At 40.4% G+C, this 26,700-nt stretch carries 28 protein-coding genes; 24 read left to right on the top strand and 4 right to left on the bottom strand.

Translation table 11 applies throughout. From position 1 onward, the window contains the following. Nucleotides 1-291 precede the first annotated feature (291 nt). The 4 genes from C2M30_RS06885 to C2M30_RS06870 all read left to right on the top strand — a co-directional run bounded on the left by C2M30_RS06885 (nucleotide 292) and on the right by C2M30_RS06870 (nucleotide 2,473). Nucleotides 292-999 carry a hypothetical protein gene (locus C2M30_RS06885; RefSeq protein WP_158683339.1) on the top strand — a complete coding sequence of 236 codons (708 nt, stop codon included), beginning with the start codon at nucleotides 292-294 and terminating at the stop codon, nucleotides 997-999. A 9-nt stretch (nucleotides 1,000-1,008) separates the two neighbouring features. Then, nucleotides 1,009-1,263: a hypothetical protein gene (locus C2M30_RS06880; protein WP_105171132.1), complete on the top strand. Its 255-nt coding sequence runs from the start codon at nucleotides 1,009-1,011 to the stop codon at nucleotides 1,261-1,263. A 306-nt stretch (nucleotides 1,264-1,569) separates the two neighbouring features. After that, nucleotides 1,570-2,103: an RNA polymerase sigma factor gene (locus C2M30_RS06875; protein ID WP_105171131.1), complete on the top strand. Its 534-nt coding sequence runs from the start codon at nucleotides 1,570-1,572 to the stop codon at nucleotides 2,101-2,103. After that, on the top strand, nucleotides 2,093-2,473 hold the full coding sequence (locus C2M30_RS06870) for a DUF6768 family protein (protein ID WP_105171130.1): 381 nt from the start codon (nucleotides 2,093-2,095) through the stop codon (nucleotides 2,471-2,473). The genes C2M30_RS06875 and C2M30_RS06870 overlap by 11 nt, the downstream gene beginning before the upstream one ends. 144 nt (nucleotides 2,474-2,617) lie before the next feature. Here C2M30_RS06870 and pckA read toward each other — a convergent pair whose 3' ends face one another. The 3 genes from pckA to hslR all read right to left on the bottom strand — a co-directional run bounded on the left by pckA (nucleotide 2,618) and on the right by hslR (nucleotide 5,884). After that, nucleotides 2,618-4,228 carry a phosphoenolpyruvate carboxykinase (ATP) gene (pckA, locus tag C2M30_RS06865; RefSeq protein WP_105171129.1) on the bottom strand — a complete coding sequence of 537 codons (1,611 nt, stop codon included), beginning with the start codon at nucleotides 4,226-4,228 and terminating at the stop codon, nucleotides 2,618-2,620. Between the two features lie 353 nt (nucleotides 4,229-4,581). Continuing rightward, nucleotides 4,582-5,421 carry an Hsp33 family molecular chaperone HslO gene (hslO, locus tag C2M30_RS06860; protein ID WP_105171128.1) on the bottom strand — a complete coding sequence of 280 codons (840 nt, stop codon included), beginning with the start codon at nucleotides 5,419-5,421 and terminating at the stop codon, nucleotides 4,582-4,584. 40 nt (nucleotides 5,422-5,461) lie between these two features. After that, entirely contained in the window at nucleotides 5,462-5,884 is a 423-nt protein-coding gene (gene hslR, locus C2M30_RS06855) for a ribosome-associated heat shock protein Hsp15 (protein ID WP_010561253.1), read from the bottom strand. A gap of 230 nt (nucleotides 5,885-6,114) precedes the next feature. On the opposite strand from hslR, the gene gspC reads away from it, so the two are divergent. From gspC to C2M30_RS06790, 13 genes are read left to right on the top strand one after another with little or no spacing between them, the layout of a single operon-like run. Next, the gene (gene gspC, locus C2M30_RS06850; RefSeq protein WP_105171127.1) at nucleotides 6,115-7,047 is read left to right on the top strand and encodes a type II secretion system protein GspC; all 933 of its coding nucleotides are present in this window, start codon (nucleotides 6,115-6,117) and stop codon (nucleotides 7,045-7,047) included. A gap of 22 nt (nucleotides 7,048-7,069) precedes the next feature. Then, on the top strand, nucleotides 7,070-9,136 hold the full coding sequence (gspD, locus tag C2M30_RS06845; protein ID WP_100912475.1) for a type II secretion system secretin GspD: 2,067 nt from the start codon (nucleotides 7,070-7,072) through the stop codon (nucleotides 9,134-9,136). Beyond that, on the top strand, nucleotides 9,129-10,637 hold the full coding sequence (gene gspE / locus C2M30_RS06840; protein ID WP_105171126.1) for a type II secretion system ATPase GspE: 1,509 nt from the start codon (nucleotides 9,129-9,131) through the stop codon (nucleotides 10,635-10,637). The genes gspD and gspE overlap by 8 nt, the downstream gene beginning before the upstream one ends. A gap of 2 nt (nucleotides 10,638-10,639) precedes the next feature. Next, nucleotides 10,640-11,860, top strand: a complete 1,221-nt coding sequence (gene gspF, locus C2M30_RS06835) for a type II secretion system inner membrane protein GspF (protein WP_100912477.1) — start codon at nucleotides 10,640-10,642, stop codon at nucleotides 11,858-11,860. A gap of 25 nt (nucleotides 11,861-11,885) precedes the next feature. Further along, on the top strand, nucleotides 11,886-12,311 hold the full coding sequence (gene gspG, locus C2M30_RS06830) for a type II secretion system major pseudopilin GspG (protein WP_010561248.1): 426 nt from the start codon (nucleotides 11,886-11,888) through the stop codon (nucleotides 12,309-12,311). 21 nt (nucleotides 12,312-12,332) lie between these two features. Then, a complete protein-coding gene (locus tag C2M30_RS06825) occupies nucleotides 12,333-12,917 on the top strand; it encodes a prepilin-type N-terminal cleavage/methylation domain-containing protein (protein WP_010561247.1) in 585 nt (194 codons plus the stop codon). Continuing rightward, nucleotides 12,910-13,284, top strand: a complete 375-nt coding sequence (gspI, locus tag C2M30_RS06820) for a type II secretion system minor pseudopilin GspI (protein WP_105171125.1) — start codon at nucleotides 12,910-12,912, stop codon at nucleotides 13,282-13,284. The genes C2M30_RS06825 and gspI overlap by 8 nt, the downstream gene beginning before the upstream one ends. Next, nucleotides 13,285-13,905 (top strand): type II secretion system minor pseudopilin GspJ, encoded by a 621-nt coding sequence (gene gspJ, locus C2M30_RS06815; protein WP_010561245.1) that lies wholly within the window; start codon nucleotides 13,285-13,287, stop codon nucleotides 13,903-13,905. Continuing rightward, nucleotides 13,905-14,888, top strand: a complete 984-nt coding sequence (gene gspK, locus C2M30_RS06810) for a type II secretion system minor pseudopilin GspK (protein ID WP_010561244.1) — start codon at nucleotides 13,905-13,907, stop codon at nucleotides 14,886-14,888. Before gspJ ends, gspK begins: the two co-directional genes overlap by 1 nt. Next, entirely contained in the window at nucleotides 14,885-16,081 is a 1,197-nt protein-coding gene (gene gspL, locus C2M30_RS06805) for a type II secretion system protein GspL (RefSeq protein WP_105171124.1), read from the top strand. The genes gspK and gspL overlap by 4 nt, the downstream gene beginning before the upstream one ends. Then, nucleotides 16,078-16,548 carry a type II secretion system protein GspM gene (gene gspM, locus C2M30_RS06800; RefSeq protein WP_105171123.1) on the top strand — a complete coding sequence of 157 codons (471 nt, stop codon included), beginning with the start codon at nucleotides 16,078-16,080 and terminating at the stop codon, nucleotides 16,546-16,548. The genes gspL and gspM overlap by 4 nt, the downstream gene beginning before the upstream one ends. A gap of 1 nt (nucleotide 16,549) precedes the next feature. Beyond that, nucleotides 16,550-17,329, top strand: a complete 780-nt coding sequence (locus tag C2M30_RS06795) for a type II secretion system protein N (RefSeq protein WP_105171122.1) — start codon at nucleotides 16,550-16,552, stop codon at nucleotides 17,327-17,329. After that, complete coding sequence (locus C2M30_RS06790) at nucleotides 17,326-17,919, top strand: UPF0149 family protein (RefSeq protein ID WP_105171121.1); 594 nt, start codon at nucleotides 17,326-17,328, stop codon at nucleotides 17,917-17,919. The genes C2M30_RS06795 and C2M30_RS06790 overlap by 4 nt, the downstream gene beginning before the upstream one ends. Nucleotides 17,920-18,172: 253 nt before the next feature. Here the strand turns inward: C2M30_RS06790 and C2M30_RS06780 are convergent, their stop codons facing one another. Further along, nucleotides 18,173-18,520 carry a hypothetical protein gene (locus tag C2M30_RS06780; protein ID WP_158683338.1) on the bottom strand — a complete coding sequence of 116 codons (348 nt, stop codon included), beginning with the start codon at nucleotides 18,518-18,520 and terminating at the stop codon, nucleotides 18,173-18,175. A 127-nt stretch (nucleotides 18,521-18,647) separates the two neighbouring features. Between C2M30_RS06780 and ccoG the strand changes: the two genes are divergently transcribed. The 7 genes from ccoG to leuB all read left to right on the top strand — a co-directional run bounded on the left by ccoG (nucleotide 18,648) and on the right by leuB (nucleotide 26,665). Beyond that, complete coding sequence (ccoG, locus tag C2M30_RS06775) at nucleotides 18,648-20,072, top strand: cytochrome c oxidase accessory protein CcoG (RefSeq protein ID WP_105171119.1); 1,425 nt, start codon at nucleotides 18,648-18,650, stop codon at nucleotides 20,070-20,072. Further along, nucleotides 20,073-21,047, top strand: a complete 975-nt coding sequence (locus tag C2M30_RS06770; protein ID WP_105171118.1) for a serine/threonine protein kinase — start codon at nucleotides 20,073-20,075, stop codon at nucleotides 21,045-21,047. Nucleotides 21,048-21,056: 9 nt separating this feature from the next. Then, on the top strand, nucleotides 21,057-21,683 hold the full coding sequence (locus C2M30_RS06765; RefSeq protein WP_010561235.1) for a thiol:disulfide interchange protein DsbA/DsbL: 627 nt from the start codon (nucleotides 21,057-21,059) through the stop codon (nucleotides 21,681-21,683). Between the two features lie 10 nt (nucleotides 21,684-21,693). After that, nucleotides 21,694-22,326, top strand: a complete 633-nt coding sequence (locus C2M30_RS06760) for a thiol:disulfide interchange protein DsbA/DsbL (RefSeq protein WP_054978977.1) — start codon at nucleotides 21,694-21,696, stop codon at nucleotides 22,324-22,326. A 242-nt stretch (nucleotides 22,327-22,568) separates the two neighbouring features. Further along, a complete protein-coding gene (locus tag C2M30_RS06755; protein WP_158683337.1) occupies nucleotides 22,569-23,675 on the top strand; it encodes an EAL domain-containing protein in 1,107 nt (368 codons plus the stop codon). Nucleotides 23,676-24,041: 366 nt separating this feature from the next. Beyond that, on the top strand, nucleotides 24,042-25,589 hold the full coding sequence (gene leuA / locus C2M30_RS06750; RefSeq protein WP_105171116.1) for a 2-isopropylmalate synthase: 1,548 nt from the start codon (nucleotides 24,042-24,044) through the stop codon (nucleotides 25,587-25,589). Further along, nucleotides 25,586-26,665, top strand: a complete 1,080-nt coding sequence (leuB, locus tag C2M30_RS06745; protein WP_105171115.1) for a 3-isopropylmalate dehydrogenase — start codon at nucleotides 25,586-25,588, stop codon at nucleotides 26,663-26,665. Before leuA ends, leuB begins: the two co-directional genes overlap by 4 nt. The last annotated feature ends 35 nt before the right edge of the window (nucleotides 26,666-26,700 follow it).

Here is a 26,700-nt window from a genome sequence, read left to right as displayed (position 1 = left end):
CTTGGTCGGGGTTTTTTACGTTTCGAATAAAGTAAATTCAGTTGTAGGCGAAGCCCCCAATCTACGGTAAATTTATTTAGTGCACTACTAAGCTACACGCATGATAAGAAGACACCTTCTAAAGGTGGCACCACAGTTACTATTCGTCAATGTTTAGTATTAACTGGCTCTTTGGGTAAGCCTGCTTACTTACGATTTCTTACATTGTTTAGATTTTATTCGCTGAACTTTAACCCCTTGCAAGACTCCTAACATATTAATAATAATTATAAATTTCTAAAAGGTGTTGCTGTGCGTTCCAAGCAAATGGCATTGCTGACCTCTATTACCGTACACTTTGTTCTAGGCTACTTACTGCTGACTCAAACATTCAAACAGCCAAGTTCAAAACAGGAAGCTTCTCTTAAAACGTACATCATACCTGTCGCGCAGCAGCGCAAAATACTAGCTGAAATGGTGAAACCTAAAGACGAGCAAAAGCCTGAAGCTAAACAACAAAACGTCCCTGAAAAAGTTATAAAAAAAGTAGTTGTTGGGCAGGAAAATAAAACCCCAAAAGTTGCAGAATTACCAGTACCAAAAAGCACTGAAAAACCGTTGGAAATCGCACCTAAAACTCAGAAAAAATCGAATGAAACCAAGGCTAAAGTGATAAAGTTTAATCGTTATAAGAGCATTGAGAGTGTAATAGCAAAAGAACAACAGGCTTATTTCAAATCGCAACAATTCAATAATCAGATAAGCCAACCTAAAGTCAAAATTAAGCCTTCGCAAAAATATCAAGACTTAGTAAACGGGCAAACTGAGGTTGTTACTGGAAGTGTAGCCTCATCACGTAAGACAATAAAATATAAAGGTAAGTGTTATCTTGTTGATAGTATTTCGGAAATGGGTAGTATGGACATGCCGTCATCATCTGGCTTTCCATGCCCTGGAGAAAAATCAGATAATGAAATATTGCTGAAAAATTCGTTGAATAAGTATTTAAAGAAAAAATAAGGGATACGCGTGAAAAATTGTGTATGTATTTTCTTGCTGCTAATAAGTGCTGGTTGTTCAACTGGTTTGAAGCAGCGTGACATAAGAGAGTGTCGAGAAAATGCGTTTCAAAACCAAACACTGCCTATGGCAGTAATAGAAGCCCAGTATAAAGAGTGTCTAAACGAGAAAAGAGAAATACAGACGGCAGAGCAGCAAATGTCACTAATTGAAAATGTATTTGAGATCTTACTAGACGCCTTTGGTGTAAAAGAGCCTGATTAGCTTTAGCGACAATCTTATTTAATTTTCAAGATTGATGTTAATACCTAGTATAACCTAGTACCAATTCAATTAATTACTCACCATTTTGCTGACTAAGTATATCGTTCATTGCGCTACATTTATCTATGTAGGATAAGTGTCAATGGCGAGCTAAATGCTTATTTAGCGTTATATCTGATCACATGCACCAATAAAATTGGTGTATCGTCATTTATGTACCTCAAGGGAAAATTTAATTCTATCTGCGTGAACCTTTGCTCGAGCGCTCACGTCTTGATAATCAAACAATCTACTTTGGAAGTGTAAATGCATCAAGCGCAGGAAGAGTTACTGGTCTTAGCGGCTCAATCAGGGAACAATAAAGCGTTCACCTATCTGTGTCGTCACTACCAAAAAGCCGTAACTCGCTTTGCGTATAAACTATCGAGCGACCCGCAAATAGTTCATGATGCGGTGCAAAATGCATGGTTAAAAATCGCTAATAATCTTCACAAATTAAATGACCCTAGAGCATTTAAAAGTTGGTTGTTTAAAACCGTCCGCTGGAGCGTGTATGACTTAATGCGCGCAGCAAAGCGAGATAAAGAGACTATCGCAAACGATATAGATGTGCTTGATATTGTCGCGTCAACTAAACCTGAAAGTTTAGATCTCGGGTCCTTGATAGAGCGGCTTCCAGATATAGATAAGCAGGTTATACATTTGTTCTATTTGGAAGAAATGCAATTGACACAAATAGCCGAGGTATTAGAAGTACCACTAGGTACTGTTAAATCGAGGCTATATCGTGCCAGAAAAGCGTTACAAAAGAGTGTAGAGGATAAACAGGATGAATATTGACGAAAGAATTGTTAAACAACTCGATGCGGATTCAGCTGAAATCGACCGCATTTTAGCGGAACAAAATAATGGGCTAGGTGCATTGCTAAATGCGGGTTTAAAAGGCGCGATGCGACCTTGGTTTATATTAGTAAATGTTTTAGTACTAATAAATTTTCTCGGGCTCGTTTACCTTGTCTACCAATTTTTTACGCAAACAGCAGATACGCAACTATTTTGGGGGGTACTCGCAATTTTCAGTTTTCAATTTCATATTGCAGCTAAAAGTTGGCTTTATAACGAAATGAATCGAAGTAGTTTAATACGTGAAATAAAGCGCCTTGAAGTCGCGATTAGCGAATTAAAAGTTTCAACAAGTAAGTTGGAGTAATTGATGGAAAAGCTAAAGACAGTTGTTTTAATATTACTTCAAACGCTGCTATTTATTCTTCAGTTTTTACAGTCATAACAGATATGCATATAAAACAAAAAGCCAGCTAAACGCTGGCTTTTTTAATTAAGGAGAATGACTTAATTAAAGTTTTGGGCCTGCCGCTACGAGCGCCTTGCCGTTTTCTGTGTCAGTGAACTTATCAAAGTTATCAACAAAACGCTTAGCTAGGTCTGTTGCTTTGTCAGTCCATACGCTTGGATCTTCGTAAGTGTTACGAGGATCAAGAATATCACCTTCAACACCTTCAAGTGACTTAGGTACTTCAAGGTTAAATAGTGGCACAATTTCAGTTTCAGCGTTATCGATAGAGCCATCTAGGATAGCGTCAATGATTGCACGCGTTGCTTTAATTGAAATACGTTTGCCTGTGCCGTTCCAACCTGTGTTTACTAGGTAAGCTTCAGCGCCAGCAGCTTCCATACGCTTTTGTAGTACTTCAGCGTACTGCGTTGGGTGAAGTGATAAGAACGCAGCACCAAAACAGCTTGAGAAAGTAGGTGTAGGTTCAGTAATACCACGCTCAGTACCTGCTAATTTCGCAGTGAAACCTGATAGGAAGTAGTACTGAGTTTGCTCAGGCGTTAATTTAGCAACTGGTGGTAGTACACCAAACGCGTCAGCAGTTAGGAAGATAACTTTCTTCGCGTGACCTGCTTTCGATACTGGCTTAACAATGTTGTCAATGTGGTGAATTGGGTAAGAAACACGCGTGTTTTCAGTTGTTGAGTTATCGTCAAAATCAATTTTGCCGTTTTCATCAACTGATACGTTTTCTAATAATGCATCGCGACGGATTGCATTGTAGATGTCTGGCTCATTTTCTTTGCTTAGGTTAATTGTTTTTGCGTAACAACCACCTTCAAAGTTAAATACGCCGTTGTCATCCCAACCGTGCTCGTCATCACCAATTAGCTCGCGCTTAGGATCGGTTGAAAGTGTTGTTTTACCAGTACCAGAAAGACCAAAGAAAATTGCAACGTCGCCATCTTTACCAACGTTTGCACTACAGTGCATTGATGCGATGCCTTTAAGTGGTAGGTAGTAGTTCATCATTGAGAACATACCTTTTTTCATTTCACCGCCGTACCAAGTACCACCAATTAATTGGATTTTCTCAGTTAGGTTAAATGCAACGAAGTTTTCAGAGTTAAGACCCTGTTCTTGCCACTTGTCGTTAGTAGTTTTCGCACCATTCATTACGATGAAGTCAGGCTCGTAATCTTTTAGTTCTTCTTCAGAAGGGCGAATGAACATGTTTTTAACGAAATGTGCTTGCCATGCTACTTCAGTAACAAAACGTACTTTAAGGCGTGTGTCTTCGTTCGCACCACAGAATGTGTCAACTACGAAAAGACGCTTGCCTGAAAGCTGCTTAGTCACTAAACCTTTTAGGTGTGACCAAGTTTCAGGAGTCATTGGTTTGTTGTCGTTTTTACCTTGATCAGACCACCACACAGTGTCAGCTGAGGTTTCATCACGTACGATGTACTTATCTTTTGGTGAGCGACCGGTAAAGATACCAGTTTTCACGTTAACTGCGCCTAATTCAGTTTCGACACCTTTGTCATAACCTTCAAGGCCCGCTTTAGTTTCTTCCGCAAAAAGTAACTCGTAAGATGGATTGTGAACAATTTCTGAAACATCGTGAATGCCATATTGCGACAAATCAATCGAGTTTTCTAAAGCTGACATAGTTTAAACACTCCTAGGGGTTTTGAACGGGTAGTAAAATAAAATCGAATAAAATTCGAGCGTCAATTCTATCTTAATACTAGAGTAAAACCAAAGCTGAAACCCCCGATTTTTCTAGGATTTATGTATTTTTTTTCATGATACCGGTGTCATTTCAAAATACCCAATATGCATTAAAATAATGACATCGCTGTCATTTTGTTTTTGTACTTTTTATAGACTTTTTATGCAGGGAATTTGCGGCAAGTTAATTGCAATTCTGATGTTCTTAGGATTGGTTAAACGCTAAACTAATTTAGATAACAAAAAAGCAGGCATTTAGCCTGCTTTTTCAATAAAAAACATTTTTTGTATTAGTTAAAAATGTTTTCAATATCACGTTTGTTAAATTGGTATTCTTTTAAACAATATTGGCAGTTAATTTTAATAGCGCCTTGTTCTTTAGCATCTTCAAGCAATGCATCTTTACCAACATTAACAATTGCATCTGCAATTTTATCGCGGCTACAACCACAGCGGAAACTTACTGGCTGAGGATCAAATAAACGCGGGTTATCTTCATGATAAAGGCGCGTTAACACTGTATGACCATCAAGATTTAATAACTCTTCATCTTTAATGGTATTTGTTAACGCTTCTAAATGCGTAAAGTCTTCTACCGCTTTTTCTTTGTTTACAGGTAATACTTGTAGCAACATGCCTGAACACTTTTCTTGCTCAGCATCAGTGCTAATCCACATACGTGTACGCAACTGTTCAGACTGTTGGAAATATTGCTCTAAGCATTCTGCAAGGCTGTTTGACACTAAAGGTACAATACCTTGGTAGCGCTCACCTTTTAGTGGGGTGATGGTAATAACCATATGACCTTTACCAATTAGGTTTAACACGCCAGTATCTGTAATTTCACCTTGAATACGGGCAATACCACGCATAGTTTGCTGGTGGTTACCATTAATCACGGCATATTTTACAGGCCCATCACCTTGTAGCTGAACGGCAATTTCGCCTTCAAATTTCAACGTTGCTGTAAGTAAACAGGTTGCAACTAATAGCTCACCGATCAACTGTTTCACTTCAGTTGGGTAATTGTGGTTTTCGATTATCTCTGAAAACGTTTGATCAAGTTGTACTAACTCACCACGTACATCATGGTTTTCAAAAATATATCTGTGTAATAAATCTTGCTGCATTGGTCAGATACCTTGTTTCAAGCGTACTGCTTGATAAATGTTAACTATGTTTAAATTTAATAAGCTCACGACGCTGCTTTTTATCAGGGCGTTGTTCAGGGCTTGGAGAGAAAAAGGCATTATTTTTACGTGCCCAAGCGTTTTCTTCACGCTTTTTCTCGCTCTCTTGTGTTTCCTGATACAACGTTTGCGCAATTGGCGCACCGCGTCTTTGATCGCTAATTTTTTCGATGGTGACAATTTTTTCATCAAATCCTTGCGAGAATTTAATTGTCGCACCTAACTCAACGGTTTTGCTAGGTTTGCATCGTTGGCCATTGTAATGAACTTTGCCCCCAAGAATCATTTCGCGAGCAATCGCACGTGTTTTGTAAAAGCGTGCAGCCCAAAGCCACTTGTCTAATCTTACGCTTAGACTGTCGTCGTGATCTGAAGTGTGTGTTGAATTCTGCTTTTTACTCATGGAGTGAGTGAATAATTGCACTGAAAAGTACGTGAAATATACCATAAATGCCAATATAGACAAAGTTGATACATTTATTTACCAAAAATAGAGACAAAGGGAATCAAGCCCTGACACAGAATTGTCATATTTACAGTGTAAATTCCAGCCACTTTCCAGATTACCTGCTTGTTGTAGAAAAGCTGACAGGTTAAGATGGTCGTTCAAAAATAAGCAAACAAATTATAATAATGCAGATAAACCAAGCGCAAATCGAACAGGTTATAGCAAAATTTCCACATAAAAAAGCAAGCAATATTGTACTTATTGTTGTGGTTATTTATGTCGCATTTTTAGCTGCGCAATTAACGTGGATGTTATGGCCAAAGCCGACTCAGCAAGCTGCATTTATTACTGTGAATAACAGTGATTCGGGTAGCGCATTCAACTACAGTAGTAAAGAGCTGGTATCGCAAAATATTTTTGGTAATGCAACGCAACAAGCAGAGCAGAAAACAGAAGAAATTATCAGTGATGCACCTGAAACAACGTTAAATATTAAATTAACGGGTGTAGTGGCGATTGCTGGCGATGAGAAAGCTGGTCATGCCATTATTGAAAGCCAAAATATGCAAGAAACCTATTCAGTAGGCGAGTTAGTTAAAGGTACTCGTGCACAAATCGAAACCATTTTTGCGGATCGCGTAATTATTAAAGTAAGCGGTCGTTTCGAAACCTTAATGCTCGATGGTATTGATTACTCAAAAACCGTTAAGCAGCCTACCAAAAAACAAGGCAGGTCATTTAACCAACTTCGTTCAGCAAATGAGTCTCCGGCTCCTGCAATAAATGCAACGAAAAATTCAGACCTTAAACAAGAACTAAAAGCTAAGCGCAGAGAATTACTTGAAGAACCTGGGAAACTTTTTGATTATATTCGCATCTCACCTAAACGGGTTGATGGACAAATTGTTGGATATAACCTTAGCCCAGGCAAAGACCCTAAGCTGTTTTCACAAATGGGGCTTAAAAGTGGGGACCTCGCGACTTCAATTAATGGCTATCAGCTAACCGATATGAAACAGGCTATGGCAGCGATTGGTGAACTTAGAAATGCATCATCAGCGACAATAGTTATCGAGCGTCAAGGGCAAACTCTCGACGTGCTATTTAGCCTAGAATAAGAATACGACTCGGAGTAACTAAATGAAAAGCGTGTTAAACCTAAGCAAGGTTTACAAAGGATTACGTAAATATGCAGCATTATTAGTTGCTGTAGGTGTTTCCTATTCTGCACTTGCGGTGGAGTATTCACCTAGTTTCAAAAATACAGAAATCACTGAATTCATTAATGTTGTTGGTAAAGACTTAAAAAAAACCATCATCATTAACCCTAATGTGCGTGGCAAAATTAATGTGCGCAGTTACGAGGCGATGGACGAAGAGCTGTATTACGAGTTCTTTTTAAATGTATTAGAAGTATACGGCTATACCGCAATTGAAATGGAAACCGGTTTTATCAAAATTGATAAAAGTGCCGATGGCCGTAAAAAGAATGTTCCTGTACTGGATGACGATGAAGAAGTGACGGGTGATGTGATGATCACCCGCGTTGTGCGTGTAAAAAACGTCAGCGTACAAGAGCTTGGTCCAGTTGTTCGTCAGTTTAGTGACCAAAAAGGCGGCAGCCACGTGGCACAATACACCGCATCAAACGTAATGATGTTAACGGGTCACGCGGCAACGGTTAATCGCCTGGTACAGGTAATTAAACAAGTTGATAAAGCCGGTGACCAATCGGTTGATATTGTGAAGCTTAACTACGCGACAGCCACCGATGTTGTATCAGTTGTCGAGACCATTTATAAGCCCACCACAGGTAAAAACGACATTCCAGCGTTCTTAATTCCTAAAGTGGTTGCTGATGAGCGCACCAACAGTGTCATCGTAAGTGGCGAAGGTGAGGCGCGTGACAGAGCGATAGCCCTAATTAAGCGCCTTGATAACGAGCTCGAAACGCAAGGTAACACCAAAGTATTTTATCTAAGTTACGCCAAAGCAGAAGACTTAGTGAAAGTGCTACAAGGTGTGAGTAAGTCGATTAACGACGAAAAAAACCAAGGTAAAACATCTGGTCGTTCAGCTAATAAAGATCAAATTAGTATAGAAGCGCACGAAGACACAAACTCAGTTGTAATAACAGCAAATCCTGATGTGATGCGTTCGCTTGAAAAAGTAATCAAAGATCTCGACGTGCGCCGTGCACAAGTACTGGTTGAAGCAATTATTGTTGAAGTACTTGAGGGTGATGGCGTTAACTTTGGTCTGCAGTGGATTTCAGAACAAGGCGGCATGGTACAGTTTAACAACGGTAGTAGTGCACCAATTGGTTCTATTGCCGCGGCGGCAGAGTTAGCTCGTGATAAAACCGTTAAGAAAAATGTAATTGGTTCAGAAACGGGCACAGGTACACAGTACGATGAAACTGTTGAGGGTAACCTTGAACCATTAGCTGGTCTACTTAGCAGTATTAGCGGCTTAGCAGTGGGTATCGCGAAAAACGATTGGGCTGCGATTGTGCAGGCCGTATCATCAGATACTAACTCAAATATTCTAGCAACACCTTCTGTAACCACTATGGATAACGAAGAAGCGTCGATGCTAGTTGGTCAAGAAGTGCCAATTCTTACTGGCTCAACGTCAAGCAGTAACAATACTAACCCATTCCAAACGGTAGAGCGTAAAGAAGTGGGTGTAAAACTGAAAGTAACACCACAAATCAACGAAGGTACAGCGGTTCAATTAAAAATCGAACAAGAAGTATCAAGTGTATCAGGTGCAACTGCGGTTGATATCTCAATTAACAAGCGTTCGATTAGCAACACTGTACTGGCCGATGACGGTAGCATGGTAATTCTCGGTGGCTTAATTGACGAAAATGTACAAGAAAGCGTGCAAAAAGTGCCATTGCTAGGTGATATTCCAGTGCTTGGTCACTTATTTAAATCAACGTCATCAACCAAGCAAAAACGTAACTTATTGGTATTTATTCGCCCGACTATTCTGCGTGACAGTGTAAGCATGAACAAGCTAAGTCATGGTAAGTATAACTTTATTCGTGGTGAGCAGGTAAAACGCAAAGACGATGGCATTAACTTAATGCCAAACGAAGTACCACCAGTACTACCTGAGTGGAACGATGCGCTTGTGTTACCACCGACGTATCAAGAGTTCTTACACGGCGAAAACAAAAAGAATCAGCAAGATGACTGAGATAGTTTCTGAGGTTAGTGTTGCACCCGTAGTGCCTGTTAAGCGTTTACCATTCAGTTTTGCTAAGCGCTACAGCATCTTGATGCAAACACAAAACAACGAGTTAGTAGTAAGTTACGCAGGCGACTTAAACCAGCAGGCATTACTTGAAGTAAGGCGTGTCGCTGCAAGTACCTTTTCGCTTAAGCAAGTGACTAAAGATGAGTTTGAGTTACTGTTAGAGGTGGCTTATCAACGCGATAGCTCAGAAACACAGCAGATTATGGAAGATATCGGCAATGAGGTCGATTTGTTCTCGCTGGCAGAAGAGTTACCGCAAACAGAAGACTTACTTGCCTCAGAAGATGATGCGCCAATTATCAAACTAATCAACGCCATGTTAGGTGAAGCGATTAAAGAAGGTGCATCGGATATCCACATTGAAACGTTCGAGCAAAACTTGGTAATTCGTTTCCGTGTTGATGGTGTTTTAAAAGAAGTATTAGAGCCAAATCGTAAACTTGCATCATTACTTGTCTCACGTATTAAAGTAATGGCAAAGCTCGACATCGCAGAAAAACGTGTTCCGCAAGATGGTCGTATTAGTTTGCGTATCGCAGGCCGTGCAGTTGATGTGCGTGTTTCAACGATGCCATCAAGCTTTGGTGAACGTGTCGTATTACGTCTTCTTGATAAAAACAATGCACGTTTGGATTTGGAAGATCTCGGCATGTCTGAGGGTAACCGTAAAACATTCGCCGAATTAATTCGTAAACCGCATGGCATTATTTTGGTTACCGGCCCAACAGGTTCAGGTAAAAGTACCACCTTGTATGCAGGTATGACCGAAATTAATACCCGAGACCGTAATATCCTAACGGTTGAAGATCCAATTGAATATGAAATCCCTGGTATAGGTCAAACGCAGGTTAACCCTAAAGTAGATATGACTTTTGCCCGCGGCTTACGCGCAATCTTACGTCAAGACCCTGATGTGGTGATGGTTGGTGAAATTCGAGATTTAGAAACTGCACAAATTGGTGTACAAGCGTCATTAACCGGTCACTTAGTATTATCAACGCTGCACACTAACACGGCAGCCGGTGCGATTACTCGTATGGAAGATATGGGTGTTGAACCATTCTTACTTTCTTCGTCACTACTTGGCGTACTATCGCAACGCTTAGTACGTACTTTATGTGACTGTAAAGAGTCGCATGTAGCTGATGAAAGAGAATGTGAATTGCTTGGTATAGAACACGGTAAAGGTGTAGAAATTTGTCGCCCTGTCGGCTGTAGCGAATGTAATCACAACGGTTATAAAGGCCGTACTGGTATTCATGAGTTGCTGGTGGTTGATGAAGCAGTACGCGAACTTATTCACGATGGCAAAGGCGAGCAAGCCGTTGAAAAATACGTACGTAAAACCACGCCAAGTATTCGCCAAGACGGTTGTAACCGAGTGCTTGCGGGGCAAACGTCACTTGAAGAAGTGCTTCGCGTGACGCGTGAGGAAAGTTAATCGTGGCTGCGTTTGAATATAAAGCGCTCGATGGTCGCGGTAAAAATAAAAAAGGTATTTTAGAGGCTGATACCGCAAAACAAATTCGCCAAATGCTTCGCGAAAAAGGGCTTACGCCGCTAGAGGTGGTGCAAGCTGCAGATAAAGAAAAGCAGCAAGTTAAAAATCGTGGCGGATTGTTTAAAGCAAAAATATCTGCGCATGAGTTATCACTGATCACGCGTCAATTAGCAACACTTGTGCAATCGGCGTTGCCTGTGGAAGCAGCGGTCCTTGCTGTGGCAGAGCAATGTGAAAAGCCACGTTTAAAAAGCATGTTGATGTCAGTGCGTTCAAAAGTGGTAGAAGGTTATAGTTTGGCTGAAGGCCTAGCTGAGTTTCCGCATATTTTTGATCATTTATATCGCGCTATGGTTGCCGCGGGCGAAAAGTCGGGGCACCTTGATCAAGTACTGGTGCGTTTAGCTGATTACACTGAACAAAGACAGCATATGCGCAGTCAAATAACGCAAGCTATGGTCTATCCCATTATTCTTGTGGTATTTGCTGTCGCAATTGTATCTATTTTGCTGGGCACTGTGGTACCGACCATCGTTAAGTCGTTTCAAAGCTCAAAGCTGGCATTGCCTTGGACCACTGAAACAGTAATTGCGGCAAGTAACTTTATTCAAAATTATTGGCTGTTTTCATTAATCGCCATTTTTGGCAGTATCTTTGCCATAAAGAATGCGTTAAAAAAACCGAAAATACGTTTTTGGTTCGATGCTCGCGTATTGCAGTTTCCGTTTATCGGTAAAGTAGCACGGGGTCTTAATACAGCACGATTTGCAAGAACGCTAAGTATTTTGTCATCGAGCTCTGTGCCGCTGTTAGAAGGCATGCGAATTTCGGGCGAAGTTTTAGCAAATGAAAAAATGAAAGCAGCAGTCGCTGAGGCAGCAGTAAAAGTCAGTGAAGGCGCCAGCCTGAAAGCGTCACTTGATCAAACTAAACTGTTTCCACCTATGATGCTGCATATGATAGCCAGTGGTGAAAAGTCAGGAGAGCTTGAACAAATGTTAGAGCGCTCGGCAGATAACCAAGATAAAGAGTTTGAAGCGTTAGTGAATATTTCACTAAAGCTACTAGAGCCATTAATGATTGCGCTTATGGCAATCATTGTCATGTTTATTGTAATGGCAATTTTACAGCCAATTATGGCGATGAATAACGCGATCGGATAAGCGTTAAGTTTTATAGAGGTGTTAAATGAAAAAGCAAAGTGGATTTTCATTACTTGAAATCATGGTAGTTCTGGTAATTATTGGCATGATCATGGCCATAGTTGCGCCGAACATTATGGGTCAACAAGAAGAAGCAAAAATTGACAAAGCACGTATCGATATCAGCGCATTAGAAGATGCAATGAATATGTACAAGCTACGTAACAATCGTTACCCAACAACAGAACAAGGCCTTGAGGCGTTAGTTGAAGAAACAACGATTGAGCCGTTACCAAAACGCTTTCCTGAAGGTGGTTTTATTGAAAAGCTACCCGTTGATCCATGGGAAAGCCCATATCAGCTAGTAAGCCCTGGTGAGTTTAGCAAAATTGATATTTTCTCAATGGGTCCAGACGGTGTTGCTGGTACAGAAGATGATATTGGTAATTGGGATGACGAAGACGAGCGTTAATCGTTAACGTTAGTTTAAATTATGAAAAAGTGGCAAAGCGGATTTAGCTTACTCGAAATTTTAGCGGTATTGGTAATTATCGGCTTTGCCATGAACCTTGTTGTTCTTACGCTTAATGATCAGCAAGAAGAACAACTTGAAACCGAAGCACTTAAGCTTCACACCATGATTAATCTTGCCTCTGAATTTGCCGTTATGAACCAGCTTGAGCTGGGCTTTCATATTGATAAAAATACTAATACGTTTGAGCTGCTGGCGTTTGATAGCGAAAAGTGGGTTGCAATTACAGAACCTGAAGTATTTAAACCACATCAGTTCAGTGAATTTATTAGTGTTGAAATGGCACTTGAAGATTTGCCGTGGGGCGAGGAAAACTTGTTGCAACAAGTTGACTGGCGCCAGCTTCTCAACAGTGAAGATGAAGAAAGCTTATTGGAACTTGAGAAAATGAAAATTCCACAGGTTTTGTTGCTGTCTTCCGGTGAAGTGAGCCCTTTTCAGCTAGTACTAACGCTAACTGATAACGAAAAAGCGCGTCCTTATTACATTAAAGGTGAGTTAATGGCACCGGTTGAATTGTCGCAGGAATTAGACGACGATGCTTAGAGTGCGCGGTTTTACGTTATTAGAAGTGATGATTGCAATGGCCATTTGTGCACTTGCAGGCATTGCCGCAATGAAAGCGGTTGGTGATCACATTAATCACCTATCAAATATTGAAGAGCAACAGCTAGCAAGCTGGGTTGCTGAGAATCAATTAGCAGAATTAACGCTTACTACCAGTTGGCCGCCAGCGGATAATAAAACCGGTGATGAAGAGCAAGCGGGAATTAAGTTTTATTGGCGTCACAAAATTACCAAAACAGAAAGCCCCGACCTACTTGAAGCAAGAGTGTTAGTATATTCAGATGAAGCACGTAAACACGATGTTTATGAGCTTATTACTTACATTGCCAAAAGTGAGGGTAAGTAAGTGGTCACTCAGCGCAATAGCTATTTAGGATTTACGCTAATTGAGGTGCTGGTGGCACTCGCGGTATTAGCAATGGTAACGCTGGCAAGTCATCAAATTTTATCGACCGCGATTAATGCCAATCAAAACTCAAAAGAAAAAGTAGCGGAAATAGGCGCTATGAATACGGTTTTCCGTATGATGCAGCAAGATTTTACCCAATTAGCACTACGTAACACACGCAATGAATCGGGTGATAGTTTAGAGCTGTTTTTAATGGCTGATCGTTTTTTATTTGATAGTCAATATCACGGTGTTGCAGGCGTGCGCGATGGTTGGAGTAACCCAGTTAACTTATTGCCGCGCAGTGAATTACAGTTATTCAGTTATGTTGTAGAAGAAGATAACTTAGTGCGTAAATATCGCATTTATGTCGATTCGCTCGACGGCACTGAACCGAAAAGCCAAGTATTACTGGAAGACATTAAAGACTTCACCATTAGTTTTCGTGGCGACAACGATAAATGGGAAGAAAATTGGACAAATCCTAGCTTGCCTAAAGCTATCAAAGTAGAAATCGCGTTAGCCGATGAGATTATCGTAAGTCGCATTTTACTGCTGCCAGAGAATGAGGCAACCTGATGAGGCTAAAGCAAACGGGTGCAGCGTTAATTATTGTTTTATTTGTGGTGGCGTTGGCAGCCTCTTTGGCAGTTAAAATGAATGCGCGCTTGATGGTAGAAGTACAGCGTTCAAGTAATCTCGTATTACAGCAGCAGGCACGTTGGTATGCCATGGCAGGTGAAGCTCTGGCTAAGCAATTGCTGATTGAAGTAAAAAAACAAGATAAAGATCGTATCGACTTATCACAAAAGTGGGCTGTTGAAACGCCACCTTACCCTGTAGAAGACGGTACAGTTGCAGGTAAAATCATTGATTTACAGGCGTGTTTAAACCTTAATGCACTGCGGTTTGTTGACCCAAACAATGCTAGCACTCGAAACTTTAATGAAGCACATAAAACATTAGAGGCGTTACTTGATCTGATTCCTGATTTACCGATGGAAGAATCGAAAGAAGCACTTGCAGATAGTGTATTTGATTGGCTGGATGAAGATAGCATGCCAAAAAGGCAGGGTGTCGAAGAGGGTGAGTACATGTCTTACAGTATTCCCTATATGACAGCCAATAACTTATTTGCTAGCGTATCTGAGCTGAGATTAATTCGTGGCTTTAACCCGATCATCGTGGAAAAATTAAAGCCTTATGTTTGCGTTATTCCCCAATACGATGAATTTAAAGTGAATGTGAACACACTGCAACCTGAACAGAGTTTGTTATTGGCTGCAATGCTGGATATTTCAGAGAGCCAAGCAGAAACAATAATAAGTCAGCGCCCGAATGAGGGCTGGGATGACCTTAATAAGTTCATTAATGATGCCAAACAAAATGGCGCTAAATCGTTAGACGATAAAGATAAACGCTTTGTAATAAACAGTAATTATTTTGAAGCGCAAATAAAGGCAAGCTTCTTTGAAACGAATTTTGCGATGAAATCCATAATACATATAACAGATAATCAAAAAGTTAGTGTACTGGCGCGTAGATTTGGAGGCGTACAGTGAAAGAAACCTTAATTATTCGCTTAGGGCAATCGGTTAATGATCCAATCCATTGGCTTATTAGCAATGCGAATGAAACCATAGCAAGTGGCCGAATTGATAATAGCTTGGTACTTGAAGAGTTAGCTGAAAAAGCGCAATCACGGGAAGTTATCGCGCTATTTCCTGCCAGCAAAGTGCAGCTTAAAACAGTAGTTTTACCGACTAAATATAACCGTAAGTTAGAGTCAGCATTGCCATTTATGCTAGAAGAAGAACTGGCGTGTGAACTTGATGATGTTTTGATTAGCATCGGTGAACCTTGCATGTTAGGCGAAAAGCATGCATTGCAAGTGGCTGTATGTCAGCGAGCGTGGTTTGAAAACTGGTTGGATATTTTAAAAATAGCAGAGCTATCGCCAACGCGTGCGCTGCCTGATGCACTGTTACTACCACAATTTGATGACGCCGATGTAACCGTTACGGCGCTTGAAAACAACTGGTTGTTTAGACTTGATGCTTGGCGCATTGCCGAGGTGGAAACAAGTTGGATAAACGAATTTACTGCGACCTTAGATGCACAATCGCTCGCACATCTTAGCGATTTAGAGTTTGAATATGACAACGCGGTAAAAAAATTAGAACACTATGACTTACCGTTAGCGATCTTCGCCAAACAGCTTGTGACGCAACCATTTAATATGTTGCAAGGTGCATTTCAGGTTAAAAAACAAAGTAAAGGTGTGTGGCCTGTATGGCAAGTGCCTGCTATTGCCGCAGGTGTAGCTTTAATGTTTGGCCTTGTTTTGAAAGCGGTAACTGCGTATCAATTGGAGCAGAAAGTTGCTGTTGCAAAAGCTGAGACAATTGAAGCGTATCAACAAGCGTTTCCTGGTTCAAAAGTGCGACCAAACCTAATTCGCCGTCAAATTCAGTCTAAATTGTCACAAGTATCGTCTGGTGGTGAAACGGGCTTTTTGTTCTTACTACACCATCTAACGCCTGTATTTAAAGATGTTGAAGGTTTTACACCTGAAACATTACGTTTTGACAGTAAGCGCGGTGAGCTACGCTTACGCGCCAGTGCAAAAGATTTCCAGAGCTTTAATGTTGTAAAACAACGATTGGAACGTTCAGCGTTGCAAGTCGAGCAAGGATCACTTAGCAACTCAGGTAATCTGGTGGTAGGCGAAATAAAAATTAAGGCGGGTTCATGAACCAGTTAGAAACATATTGGCAGAATCTTAAACCAAATGAACAACTACTGCTAAAATGCGCTGCGGTAATTTTTACCTTGTTTATTATTGTGATGTTAATTATTCGTCCATTAAATAATAAAATTGAAAAAGCGGAAAAAACCTTGCAGCAACAGCAGGAATTAGCGCAATTTGTAAAACAAAGTGCAGCAAAAATTAATGGCAGCGGACAAGGCAAACGCGCAGTGAGTGGCAGCTTAAGTCAGATTATTAATGTTTCAAGCCGTCGCGCGCAAATCAGCATCAGCAAAATGCAGCCAAAAGACGAGACACTGCGTCTTACCATCGAATCAGTTGAATTTAATAAACTACTTATTTGGCTTGAATCACTGGTTGAAGATAGTGGTTTAACGATCTCTGCGATTGATATTAATCGAGGTGCCGAGCCCGGCATGGTAAGCATAAGTCGTTTGGTGGTTGAGAAGTAATATGAAAAAAACGATATCTCTTATCTTGTTATTTATTATCGCATTTATTGCGTTTGTTATGTACCTTGCTCCAGCCTCGGTTGTGCTTGGCTTTGCACAAAGCTACTTACCAAAAAATATTAAAATTGTAGGTGTGTCTGGCACAATTTGGCAAGGTCGCATCGCTCAGGCTCAAATTAATCAACAACTTATCGATAAGCTAGAGTGGCAGTTAAAACCAGCTAGTCTGTTAACTGGCAAGGTGAGTGCTGATATTAAATTTGGTAGCTTACGCGGTTTTGATACGCCGTACGGTAAAGCGTCAGTTACTTTGCCATTTTCGGCGGAAACGGTGCAGTTAAGCCGTGCTAATATCCGAGTTGCGACATCAAGTATTATGGATAATGTTAAATTGCCAATGGCGCTGCCAACTAAAGGTAATTTAAAAGTAAAAGTGAGCAATGCTGAATTGCCATTAGTAGCAAAAGATAAGTTGTGTCATGTTTTAGCTGGTAATGCTGAAACGCACAATTTATCGGTGCAAGGTTTACAAGGTTGGATTGAGTTTGACACCATCAAGGGTAAGCTTGGGTGTGATAATGGGTCGCTAACTTTAAATATTAGCGAAGAGAACCAACTTGGGCTGCAGCTAGAAGCGCAATATGGCATGCGCTTAATGAGTGTTATGGCTTTGTTAAACCAGATGCAAGTTTGCCAAAACAAGTTCATGATGCCGTTAAGTTTTTGGGTAAGCCTGATAATAACGGGCGCTACCCGTTTAAGTTCTAAGTACAAAACATGATTGAATTTACACAAACAGATAAGCACGCGTTGGCGAGCTGGTTAGCAAGCAATGAAATGGCACCTTCTGCGATGCCATTCCCCCAACTTGAAGGGTATTTATTTGCGCTTATAGCGGCGCCAGCTCCGATCATTGAAGATATTTGGGTAAGTGAAGCGCTTGGTAATAAAAGCGAGCAATTAGCCGACGATAAACTGTTTGCGTTAATGGCCTTTCACAATGATGTTAGCGATCATGTTTTTGAAAAAGGCTATGCGCTTTCTTCTCGCATTAATATGATGCAACCGAGCGCTGCTAATTTATCAAAAGACAGTGAGCTTCATTTATGGGCGCTAGGTTTTACGCAAGGCATTAAGCATTACATAGAGCCAATTGTATCGGCGAATAATCTCAATGGGGAACTAAGCGAAGCACTGGCAATGACGTTAGGTTATTTATGCTTTTTTGCAGATCTAACTAACGAGGCTTCATTGTGTGATGATGTTATCAGCTTGCTTGAACCATTTGCTGAGGGCTATGCTGAGCTTATCGAAGCATGTGTACTGGATGCAGGGCTTATTGAAGAAGATGATTTAGATGATCTCGAATGAGATCATCTAAATACTCACAACTAAAGTTCGCTTTTCTTAGCTTGAGTTAACTAATCTATCTCAAGAGTGAGCCGAGTGCAGCCAGATCCGCAACTTACAATAAACTCACCGTCTTTATCGTTAAGTGCTACGCTAAGGGGCTTATTACACGTATTGCAATTAACTGTGCCGCCTTTTAAGAGCTTTTTTAAAACGGCTTTTTGATCATTAAAGTTTTTTGCAAACTTTTTATTAAGCTGTGAAAAATCCATAATTAACGTTTAGATTCTTCCGCAATAATTTTACAAATTTGTCTTAAGTCATCCCCGTAGAAGTAAGAGTTAAGCTCTTTTTGTACACAGTACCGGGTTTTAAACGATGACATCTTTTGATTAGTGGCAAGCTGCTTAGTTAAATAGTCTTCAGCAGTTTGTGATAAACGAAGTTTTTCTTTAGCACGTTCTAATGAGCGAGCAGCTTCTTGATCTGTTTTTACTTTGCTCGAATCACTCAGTACGCCCATAATTTTGTCATAAAGTTCTTGTCGCGGCTTAGCGATGCTTGGGTGATCAACACTGGCTAAGATAAGAATGACCAATACAAATAAGAAGTAATTTTTCATAAACTTTTCTTTTTTTTGATTTAGCACTAATTTGCTGTGTATTTAGTTTAATAAAATGCATCGCACTAGCAAAGACAATTGTTATAATTAAGCAACTTATCTACAAGTTTGCACATCTAGGGGCGCCATGGACAAGCAAATTAAAGTAAAAAATATCCCAACCGAAGTAAAGGTACATAAGCCTGACGCGGAAAAATTTGACCGTTTTAATCCGCGAAACCGCATTTATGTTCGCGCTGTAAAAGGCTTACATCAAAAGTTGCGTAAGTACCTTGGTTTTATTGCCATGCTTAGTTTTATGTTACTGCCATGGGTGAGTTTCAATGGTCATCAAGCGGTTCTTTTCGATATCTTCAATCAAAAATTCAATATTTTCGGCATGACATTATGGCCGCAAGATTTAACCATTCTTGCCTGGATTTTTATGATTGGCGCTTTCGCTCTGTTTTTAGTAACGACTTTTTATGGTCGAGTTTGGTGTGGCTATATGTGTCCACAAACTGTTTGGACTTTTATCTTTATTTGGTTTGAAGAAAAAATCGAAGGCAGCGCGAATCAGCGTAAAAAACTCGATCAGCGTAAAATGGACTTTGATAAGTTTTGGCGAAAATCAGCGAAACATTTAAGTTGGGTTGGTTTCTCACTTTTTACCTCGTTAACCTTTGTTGGTTATTTCACACCTATTCGTGAACTCATGGTGGATTTTTTCACCTTTGAAGCAACGGCATATGCCGTTGGTGGCGTGTTGTTTTTTACGTTTTGTACCTATGGCAATGCAGGCTGGATGCGCGAAATCATGTGTTTACATATGTGTCCTTATTCGCGTTTTCAATCAGCGATGTTCGACCAAGATACCTTCACTGTTAGCTATGACGAAAAGCGTGGTGAAAACCGTGGTCCGCGCGGCAGAAAACAAGATCCAAAAGAGCTTGGTTTAGGCGATTGTATTGATTGTAAAATGTGTGTGCATGTCTGCCCGACAGGCATTGATATCCGTAATGGATTACAGTACGAATGCATTAACTGTGGTGCATGTATCGATGCGTGTGACGAAGTGATGGATAAAATGAATTATGACAAAGGGCTTATTTCATACACCACAGAGCGTAACTTAACATCTGATAAAAAGACCCACGCATTTCGTCCGAAAATTATTGGTTACTTGGTCGTAATGCTTGTTATTTGCGGTATTTTTGTTGCGGATGTGATGACTCGTATTCCTATGGACCTTGATATTATTCGCGACCGAAATCAGCTTTACCGCGTAACTAATGAAGGTTTAGTTGAAAACACATACACCTTAAAAATTCTCAATAAATCACAGCAAGATCACGAATACACCATCGCAGTTGAGGGGCTAAATAATTTTAATATTATTGGTAAAACACAAGTGCATATTCGTTCCGGTGAGTCGTATAGCCTGCCGTTGTCAATCGCAATTGATCCGTATGATTTGAAATCGCCAATTACCGAATTTAATTTTGTATTGCAGCGTGCAGATCAAACGCAGACGCAACTTGCACAGCCAAGTAAGTTCTTTAAAGGACGTTAAATGTCGACTTTTGATTTTAGTGATTTAACGCCTGAACGTATTTTAGACGCGGTTGAAAGCATTGGCGTTTACCCTATATCGGGGCTTTTACCGCTCAACAGCTATGAAAACCGCGTTTATCAGTTTGTGGCTGAAGATAACAAACGTTATGTAGTGAAGTTTTATCGCCCAGAGCGTTGGAGCTCTTTGCAAATACAAGAAGAGCATGATTTTAGTTATGAACTGGTTGACGGTGAAGTGCCTGTTGTCGCGCCAATAAAACGCGACAATACCAGTTTATTTGAATACCAAGGCTACCGTTTTGCGCTGTTTCCGAGCGTAGGTGGTAGAACGTTTGAAGCAGATAATTACGATCACCTGGAAGTTTTAGGTCGTTTTATCGGTCGTTTACATAATGTGGCTAAAACTAAACAGTTTGCAGTTAGGCCAACAATTAGTTGCCAAGAGTTTTTGCACGACGCTAAACGTTCTCTAATAGATAGTAATTTAATATCGCCAAGTTTAGAAACACCGTTTATGACTGTTTTGCAACAGGTTATCACGTTAACTGAAGAGAAATATTCGCCAATTAACGAGATCCGCTTGCATGGTGATTGCCATATTGGCAATATTCTGTGGACAGGCAATGAACTGACTTTCGTTGATTTAGATGACGCACGTCAGGGGCCAGCAGTTCAAGACTTATGGATGATGTTAAGCGGTGATGAAAGTGAACAACGCATGCAAATGGATACATTGTTGTGTGCATATGACGAATTCTCATCACTGGATTTACAAGAACTGAGGCTGATCGAACCTTTGCGCGCCTTACGTATGATTAATTATATGGGCTGGCTTGCAAAACGTTGGAATGATTTAGCATTTCAACGGAACTTTTCGTGGTTTGCATCAGACAAATACTGGGAACAACAAATATTAAGTTTAAAGGAGCAATTGGCTGCGTTGCACGAAGCACCGTTAAAGCTTTTGCCATAAGAGAACCCTATGACTAAGAAGTTATTTTTAATTGTTGCATTAATTTTTCCGTTAGCACTATTTGCTAAGGAGTTTACGTTTGAAGAGGGAAAACACTTTTCACGTATTAAAACTGAAAAATCTGAAAAACCACAAGTAACTGAGTTTTTCTCATATTACTGTCCGCATTGCTACAATTTTGAAATGATCGCCCAGCGATTAAATAAAGAACTACCAGCAGATACTTTTGTTAAAAGTCATGTAAATTTTTTAAACGGCATTGACCCAAAAACTCAATCGTTACTTTCTGTTGGTTACTTAGTTGCAAAACAAGCAGGTAAAGCGAGTGAAGCGAGCGATGCTATCTTCTCATTTATTCATCGCAATCGCGGTAGCTTCGCAACAATCGGTGATGTTCGTCGCTTATTTGTATTAAACGATATTGTGACAGAAGAAAAATTTGACCAGCTAGCTGGCAGCATGGCAATTGCTGCGCAAGAACAGTACATGGTTGAACAGCAAAAGCGTTTTTCAGACCTGCGCGCGTTGACTGGCGTACCAACATTTATTGTTAACGATATTTACCGTATCGAATTAACCAGTATTAAATCATACGATGAGCTAAAAGCGCTCGTTGACTATCTATTAGAAAAATAACGGAGTAATAATGAAAGCATTTTTTAAAGCTGCTCTTTTAGCTTTAGCACTGCCTGTTGTGGCAATTGCCAACCAGTTTGAAGAAGGCGTGCACTACGAAGTGATCTCAGATCGTGCAACTAAAAAGCCAGAAGTCACCGAGTTTTTCTCATTCTACTGCCCTGCATGTAACAACATGGAAAACGTGATTTACGACATTAAACCTTTACTAAAAGACGGCGTGGCATTTAAAAAAGCGCACGTTAACTTTATGGGCGGTCGTTCAAAAGAAAATCAAGAAATGTTGTCACAAGCGTTAGCAACAGCCGAAGCGCTGCCGCAAAAAGACCAAGTGATTGCAGGTATTTTTAACCATATTCACGGTGAGCGTAAAAGCTTTAATGAAGTTGCAGACGTAAAAGATGTATTTGTAGCTAAAGGTGTTGAGGCTGCAACATTCGATAAATATTACAAGAGCTTCGGCGTGCGCACAAAAGCGAAGAAAATGAGCAAAGAGCAAGAGTTCTTTAAGAGCAAAGGCGCATTGGGTTCAGTACCAACCTTTATTGTTAATGGTAAGTACAAAGTTAACTTTGGCCGTAAGTCAGGCATTTCAAGTGCTGAAGATATGGCGAATCTTATCAATTACCTTGCTCAAAAATAATTTAAGCAATTAGTAAAAAAGCGCTGTTTAGGCGCTTTTTTTGTGTTTAAATTTTACTTTATCTCAGGGATGGTTGCATAAACCATAATTTTCACTCAGTAATTTAAGCTTAAATAAGAGTACGAGTAAGCAGTATTTTAAGTTGCGGTTGAGATTAATTCGCTCAATTTGCTGACGTCGCGCAACTGGTAAATTAATTTATTTATGCTTGACTTAAATTACACATTTAAATGGTTTTTATCATGGAATTAAAAGAACAAACCGTATACATATTTGATAGTAGTGAAGAGCAAAGGGCTACTACACAAAAGTGTATAGAATACTTATGGGCTGGCAGAATTTTCACTACGGGCAATCTCGCTAGTTTACAAAGTGAAGTGGTACAGGGTACCAGTGACGACACATTAGTTATCGCGGTAAGCGCGTTTACTGATGTTGATATGTCGAGCTGGTTGCTTGGCACAGGTTTTAAAGGCCGTTTAGTCTTACTGCTAAATGATGAAGATGCGGTGCCATTATTCTTACCTTGCGAACTCGTCGCACAAATTAATAAACCGGTAAAATTAAGTGATTTTAACCAAGTATTTAGTCAGCGTTCGGTGACTGAAAAAATCATCGATAAAGACAAACTGGCTTCACTTCTCTCACGACGGGATTGTATTAATCTCGATTTTCAGCCGGAATTTCGCAGCCAAAATGAAAAACTATCAGGGTTTGAATGTCTTGTGCGTTTTCAAGAAAACGGGATTAAACTCAGTACTCGCGAAGTAATGAACGCTATCGAAAATCATCAGATGATCGCGACCTTTAGCGAGGTATTCTTTAAGCGCATTGCCGAAGTATTACCCGCATTTAGCAGCGTACGTCTTTCGATTAATCTATCGCTTATCGATCTTGAACAGTATGACTTACTTAAAGTGATGAGCCAGCACCTAGATATCGCGGGAATTAACCCTGAACAAATCGTTTTTGAGTTCCCTTTGGACGCATTCTATAGCTCAAATACTAAGGTCATTGAATTATTAACTGGGCTTAAAGAACTGGGTTTTAGTTTAGCGATTGATGGCGATGATGATGTGCTTAGCAATATTGAAAAGTTGCCATTAGTGATTGATGAAGTCAAAGTACCGGTTGCGCAACTTCAGCATTTAGACAAGCAGCAAATGGATAAGGTATCGCAAGCCTATCACTACCATTCAATTAATTACATATTTGCGCGCATTGAAAATTACCAGCAGCAGAAGCTCGTGCAAAACAATTTCTCATGTAGTTTTATGCAAGGATATTATTTAGCGCCACCGATCCCTGTAAACCAAGTTTTTGAGATGTTAAAAAATAATCGTATTTAATTTGCTCATTTTTAATTTTATTTTTTATGCATAACACTTATCACGATTGACTAATATTTTTCTAAATCTGTCAAAAATGAAAAGATATTTCAATAAATGTTGGTTTTTGGTATTTAAATTCCTTTTAAGTTGCCTTTGACACCGATTTTTTGGATTTTTTATGCTTGTTTTGTTCTTTTGCTAATGGTTAAATTGCCTTAGTTAATGATGGAAACTAAATAAAAATGTCAAAAAACACGATTAGCCTACTTCTAAACAACCTCTTACTGCGTAATTGCAGAAGCGGGGCTTAGTGTATTTGACTGAAAAGTTTGCAAAAACCCCGCTAAATGCGGGGTTTTTTTATATTAGGGCAAAGGTGCAGGTATGAGCGATAAAATTTGGATATTTGATACGACGTTACGCGATGGTGAGCAAGCATTAAAAGCAAGCCTTACAGAGGACGATAAGCTTCAGCTGGCTCATGCAATTAGCCGACTAAACGTTGATGTTATGGAAGTTGGGTTTCCGGTTTCTAGTCCAGCTGATTTTAGAGCAGTAGAACGCATCGCCCGTGAAGTTAAAGGGCCATCAATTTGTGGTTTAGCACGTGCCGTTGAAAAAGACATTGAAGCATGCGGTTTAGCATTAAGACCAGCTGAAAAAAGTCGTATTCATACCTTTATCGCAACCAGTCCATTACATCTTGAGCATAAATTACGCATGAGTCTTGATGACGCAACAGCAATGGCGGTGCGTTCGATTAAGCAAGCGCGAAACTACACTGATGACGTAGAGTTTTCTTGTGAAGATGCAGGGCGTACACCGCATAGCGATTTATGCCGCATTGTTGAAGCTGCGATTAATGCAGGAGCGTCAACTATTAACTTGCCTGATACCGTTGGTTATGTAACGCCAGATGAATATGCCGCAATGATCACACATTTAATGAATAACGTGCCTAATATCGATAAAGCACGTTTAAGTGTGCATTGTCACAATGACTTAGGTTTAGCCGTTGCTAACTCAATTGCCGCAGTGCAAGCGGGCGCACGTCAAATCGAGTGTACGGTTAATGGTATAGGTGAGCGCGCGGGTAACTGCTCACTTGAAGAAGTGTCGATGATCTTAAAAATGCGTGAAGATCACCTTAAATTACATACCGATATTGTCAGCGAAGAAATTTATCGCGCATCAAGACAAGTCAGTCAAATTTGCAATATGCCTGTGCAACCAAATAAAGCCATTGTTGGTGAAAATGCGTTTGCTCACAGTTCGGGCATTCACCAAGACGGCGTATTAAAGGCACAAAACACTTACGAAATTATGGCGCCAGAAACAGTTGGTGTGCCAAACAACCAATTAAATATGACTTCGCGTTCAGGTCGTCATGTTATCCAGCATCGTTTAAGCGAATTAGGGTATCAAGCTGAAGATTACGATATGGATGCGTTGTACAAAAGCTTCTTAGCGTTAGCCGATCAGAAAGGCACCGTTTATGACTATGATCTTGAAGCAATGATTTATTTTAATAATCAATCGGATGAAAGCGATTTCTATCAATTGTCATTTGTTCATTCAACATCAAATTCTCAGTCAATTGCTAGCAGCAGTATTGGCATGACCATAGGCGGTAAAGAAGTAACTGAAGCTGCTACGGGTAACGGTCCGGTTGAAGCATCATTCAAAGCTATTAAACGTATGACTAATATGGATGTTGAAATAATTGAATATAATTTAGACGCAACAGGGCAAGGCGAGGGGTCGCTTGGTCAGGTTGATATTATCGCTAAGTTTGACGGTCGTCAGTATCACGGCGCAGGTTTAGCAGCAGATATAGTAGAAGCGTCGGTACGCGCTTTGGTTCGAGTTCACAATTTAATTTATCGGGCGCAGCAAGTGTCTGATCTAAAACTACAAAGGAAAGCAGTATGAGCAGCCAGTCAAATTACGACATCGCAGTATTAGCCGGTGACGGCATTGGACCAGAGGTGATGACCGCCGCAATCGACGTATTAAATGCGGTTAGTGAAAAGTTTAATTTTTCATTGAGCTTAAATCATCACGCTATTGGTGGTGCAGCGATTGATCAATTTGGCAAGGCATTGCCAGATACTACGCTAGCTGCGTGCGAACAAGCCGATGCTATTTTGTTCGGTTCAGTTGGGGGGCCGAAATGGGAAGGCTTACCACCATCAGAGCAGCCTGAGCGTGCGTCGTTATTGCCGCTTCGTAAACATTTTGGCTTGTTCTGCAACTTGCGCCCAGCACAATTATTACCAGCATTGAGTGCTGCATCGCCACTGCGTGCAGATATTAGCTCAAAAGGCTTTGATATTTTATGTGTACGTGAACTTACCGGTGGCATTTATTTTGGCGATAAAGGCCGCAGTGGAGAAGGTGCTGATGAATACGCATTCGATACGCAAAGGTATTCACGTAAAGAAATTGAACGTATTGCACGCTTTGCGTTTGAAGCCGCTAAGTTACGTGCAAATAAAGTTACTTCGGTTGATAAAGCAAATGTGCTGGCATCAAGCGTACTGTGGCGTGAAGTGGTAACCGAAGTAAGCAAAGATTATCCAGATGTGGCGCTTGATTATATTTATATCGATAACGCAACGATGCAGCTTGTAAAAGAACCAAGCCAGTTTGATGTGTTGCTATGCGATAACTTGTTTGGCGATATTTTATCGGATGAATGCGCAATGATCACAGGATCGATGGGGTTATTGCCATCGGCAAGCTTAAATCAAACTGGTTTTGGCTTGTATGAACCTGCTGGTGGCTCTGCGCCGGATATTGCTGGCAAAGGCATTGCTAACCCAATCGCACAAATTCTAAGTGCGGCCTTAATGCTGCGTTACTCACTTAAGCAAGATGAAGCCGCACGCACGATTGAAAAGGCAGTGGCTGAAGCCGTTGCAGCCGGAGTGGGAACACCAGATATTTTCCCTACCGCGGGTTACACCACGTTGGACGTTGCAAAAGAAATTATTGCGCGTATTTAATTTTAAATTTTAGGCCTGAATTTAACAGGCCTCCG

The sequence above is a fragment of the Pseudoalteromonas sp. T1lg24 genome (assembly GCF_002964745.1).
GTDB lineage: Bacteria > Pseudomonadota > Gammaproteobacteria > Enterobacterales > Alteromonadaceae > Pseudoalteromonas > Pseudoalteromonas spongiae.
Note: the sequence above shows the minus strand (reverse complement) of the source record. Positions and strands in the feature narration are given on the sequence as shown.

What these genes read in the sequence shown, in the direction of transcription:
- gspE (WP_105171126.1), top strand. Translation starts at nt 9,129, where the DNA reads ATGACTGAGATAGTTTCTGAGGTTAGTGTTGCACCCGTAGTGCCTGTT.
- C2M30_RS06755 (WP_158683337.1), top strand. Translation starts at nt 22,569, where the DNA reads ATGGAATTAAAAGAACAAACCGTATACATATTTGATAGTAGTGAAGAG.
- C2M30_RS06870 (WP_105171130.1), top strand. Translation starts at nt 2,093, where the DNA reads ATGAATATTGACGAAAGAATTGTTAAACAACTCGATGCGGATTCAGCT.
- leuA (WP_105171116.1), top strand. Translation starts at nt 24,042, where the DNA reads ATGAGCGATAAAATTTGGATATTTGATACGACGTTACGCGATGGTGAG.
- gspI (WP_105171125.1), top strand. Translation starts at nt 12,910, where the DNA reads ATGCTTAGAGTGCGCGGTTTTACGTTATTAGAAGTGATGATTGCAATG.
- gspD (WP_100912475.1), top strand. Translation starts at nt 7,070, where the DNA reads ATGAAAAGCGTGTTAAACCTAAGCAAGGTTTACAAAGGATTACGTAAA.
- pckA (WP_105171129.1), bottom strand. Translation starts at nt 4,228, where the DNA reads ATGTCAGCTTTAGAAAACTCGATTGATTTGTCGCAATATGGCATTCAC.
- gspG (WP_010561248.1), top strand. Translation starts at nt 11,886, where the DNA reads ATGAAAAAGCAAAGTGGATTTTCATTACTTGAAATCATGGTAGTTCTG.
- hslO (WP_105171128.1), bottom strand. Translation starts at nt 5,421, where the DNA reads ATGCAGCAAGATTTATTACACAGATATATTTTTGAAAACCATGATGTA.
- hslR (WP_010561253.1), bottom strand. Translation starts at nt 5,884, where the DNA reads ATGAGTAAAAAGCAGAATTCAACACACACTTCAGATCACGACGACAGT.
- gspM (WP_105171123.1), top strand. Translation starts at nt 16,078, where the DNA reads ATGAACCAGTTAGAAACATATTGGCAGAATCTTAAACCAAATGAACAA.
- gspK (WP_010561244.1), top strand. Translation starts at nt 13,905, where the DNA reads ATGAGGCTAAAGCAAACGGGTGCAGCGTTAATTATTGTTTTATTTGTG.
- C2M30_RS06765 (WP_010561235.1), top strand. Translation starts at nt 21,057, where the DNA reads ATGACTAAGAAGTTATTTTTAATTGTTGCATTAATTTTTCCGTTAGCA.
- C2M30_RS06760 (WP_054978977.1), top strand. Translation starts at nt 21,694, where the DNA reads ATGAAAGCATTTTTTAAAGCTGCTCTTTTAGCTTTAGCACTGCCTGTT.
- C2M30_RS06875 (WP_105171131.1), top strand. Translation starts at nt 1,570, where the DNA reads ATGCATCAAGCGCAGGAAGAGTTACTGGTCTTAGCGGCTCAATCAGGG.
- C2M30_RS06825 (WP_010561247.1), top strand. Translation starts at nt 12,333, where the DNA reads ATGAAAAAGTGGCAAAGCGGATTTAGCTTACTCGAAATTTTAGCGGTA.
- leuB (WP_105171115.1), top strand. Translation starts at nt 25,586, where the DNA reads ATGAGCAGCCAGTCAAATTACGACATCGCAGTATTAGCCGGTGACGGC.
- C2M30_RS06790 (WP_105171121.1), top strand. Translation starts at nt 17,326, where the DNA reads ATGATTGAATTTACACAAACAGATAAGCACGCGTTGGCGAGCTGGTTA.
- C2M30_RS06795 (WP_105171122.1), top strand. Translation starts at nt 16,550, where the DNA reads ATGAAAAAAACGATATCTCTTATCTTGTTATTTATTATCGCATTTATT.
- ccoG (WP_105171119.1), top strand. Translation starts at nt 18,648, where the DNA reads ATGGACAAGCAAATTAAAGTAAAAAATATCCCAACCGAAGTAAAGGTA.
- gspC (WP_105171127.1), top strand. Translation starts at nt 6,115, where the DNA reads ATGCAGATAAACCAAGCGCAAATCGAACAGGTTATAGCAAAATTTCCA.
- C2M30_RS06770 (WP_105171118.1), top strand. Translation starts at nt 20,073, where the DNA reads ATGTCGACTTTTGATTTTAGTGATTTAACGCCTGAACGTATTTTAGAC.
- C2M30_RS06780 (WP_158683338.1), bottom strand. Translation starts at nt 18,520, where the DNA reads ATGAAAAATTACTTCTTATTTGTATTGGTCATTCTTATCTTAGCCAGT.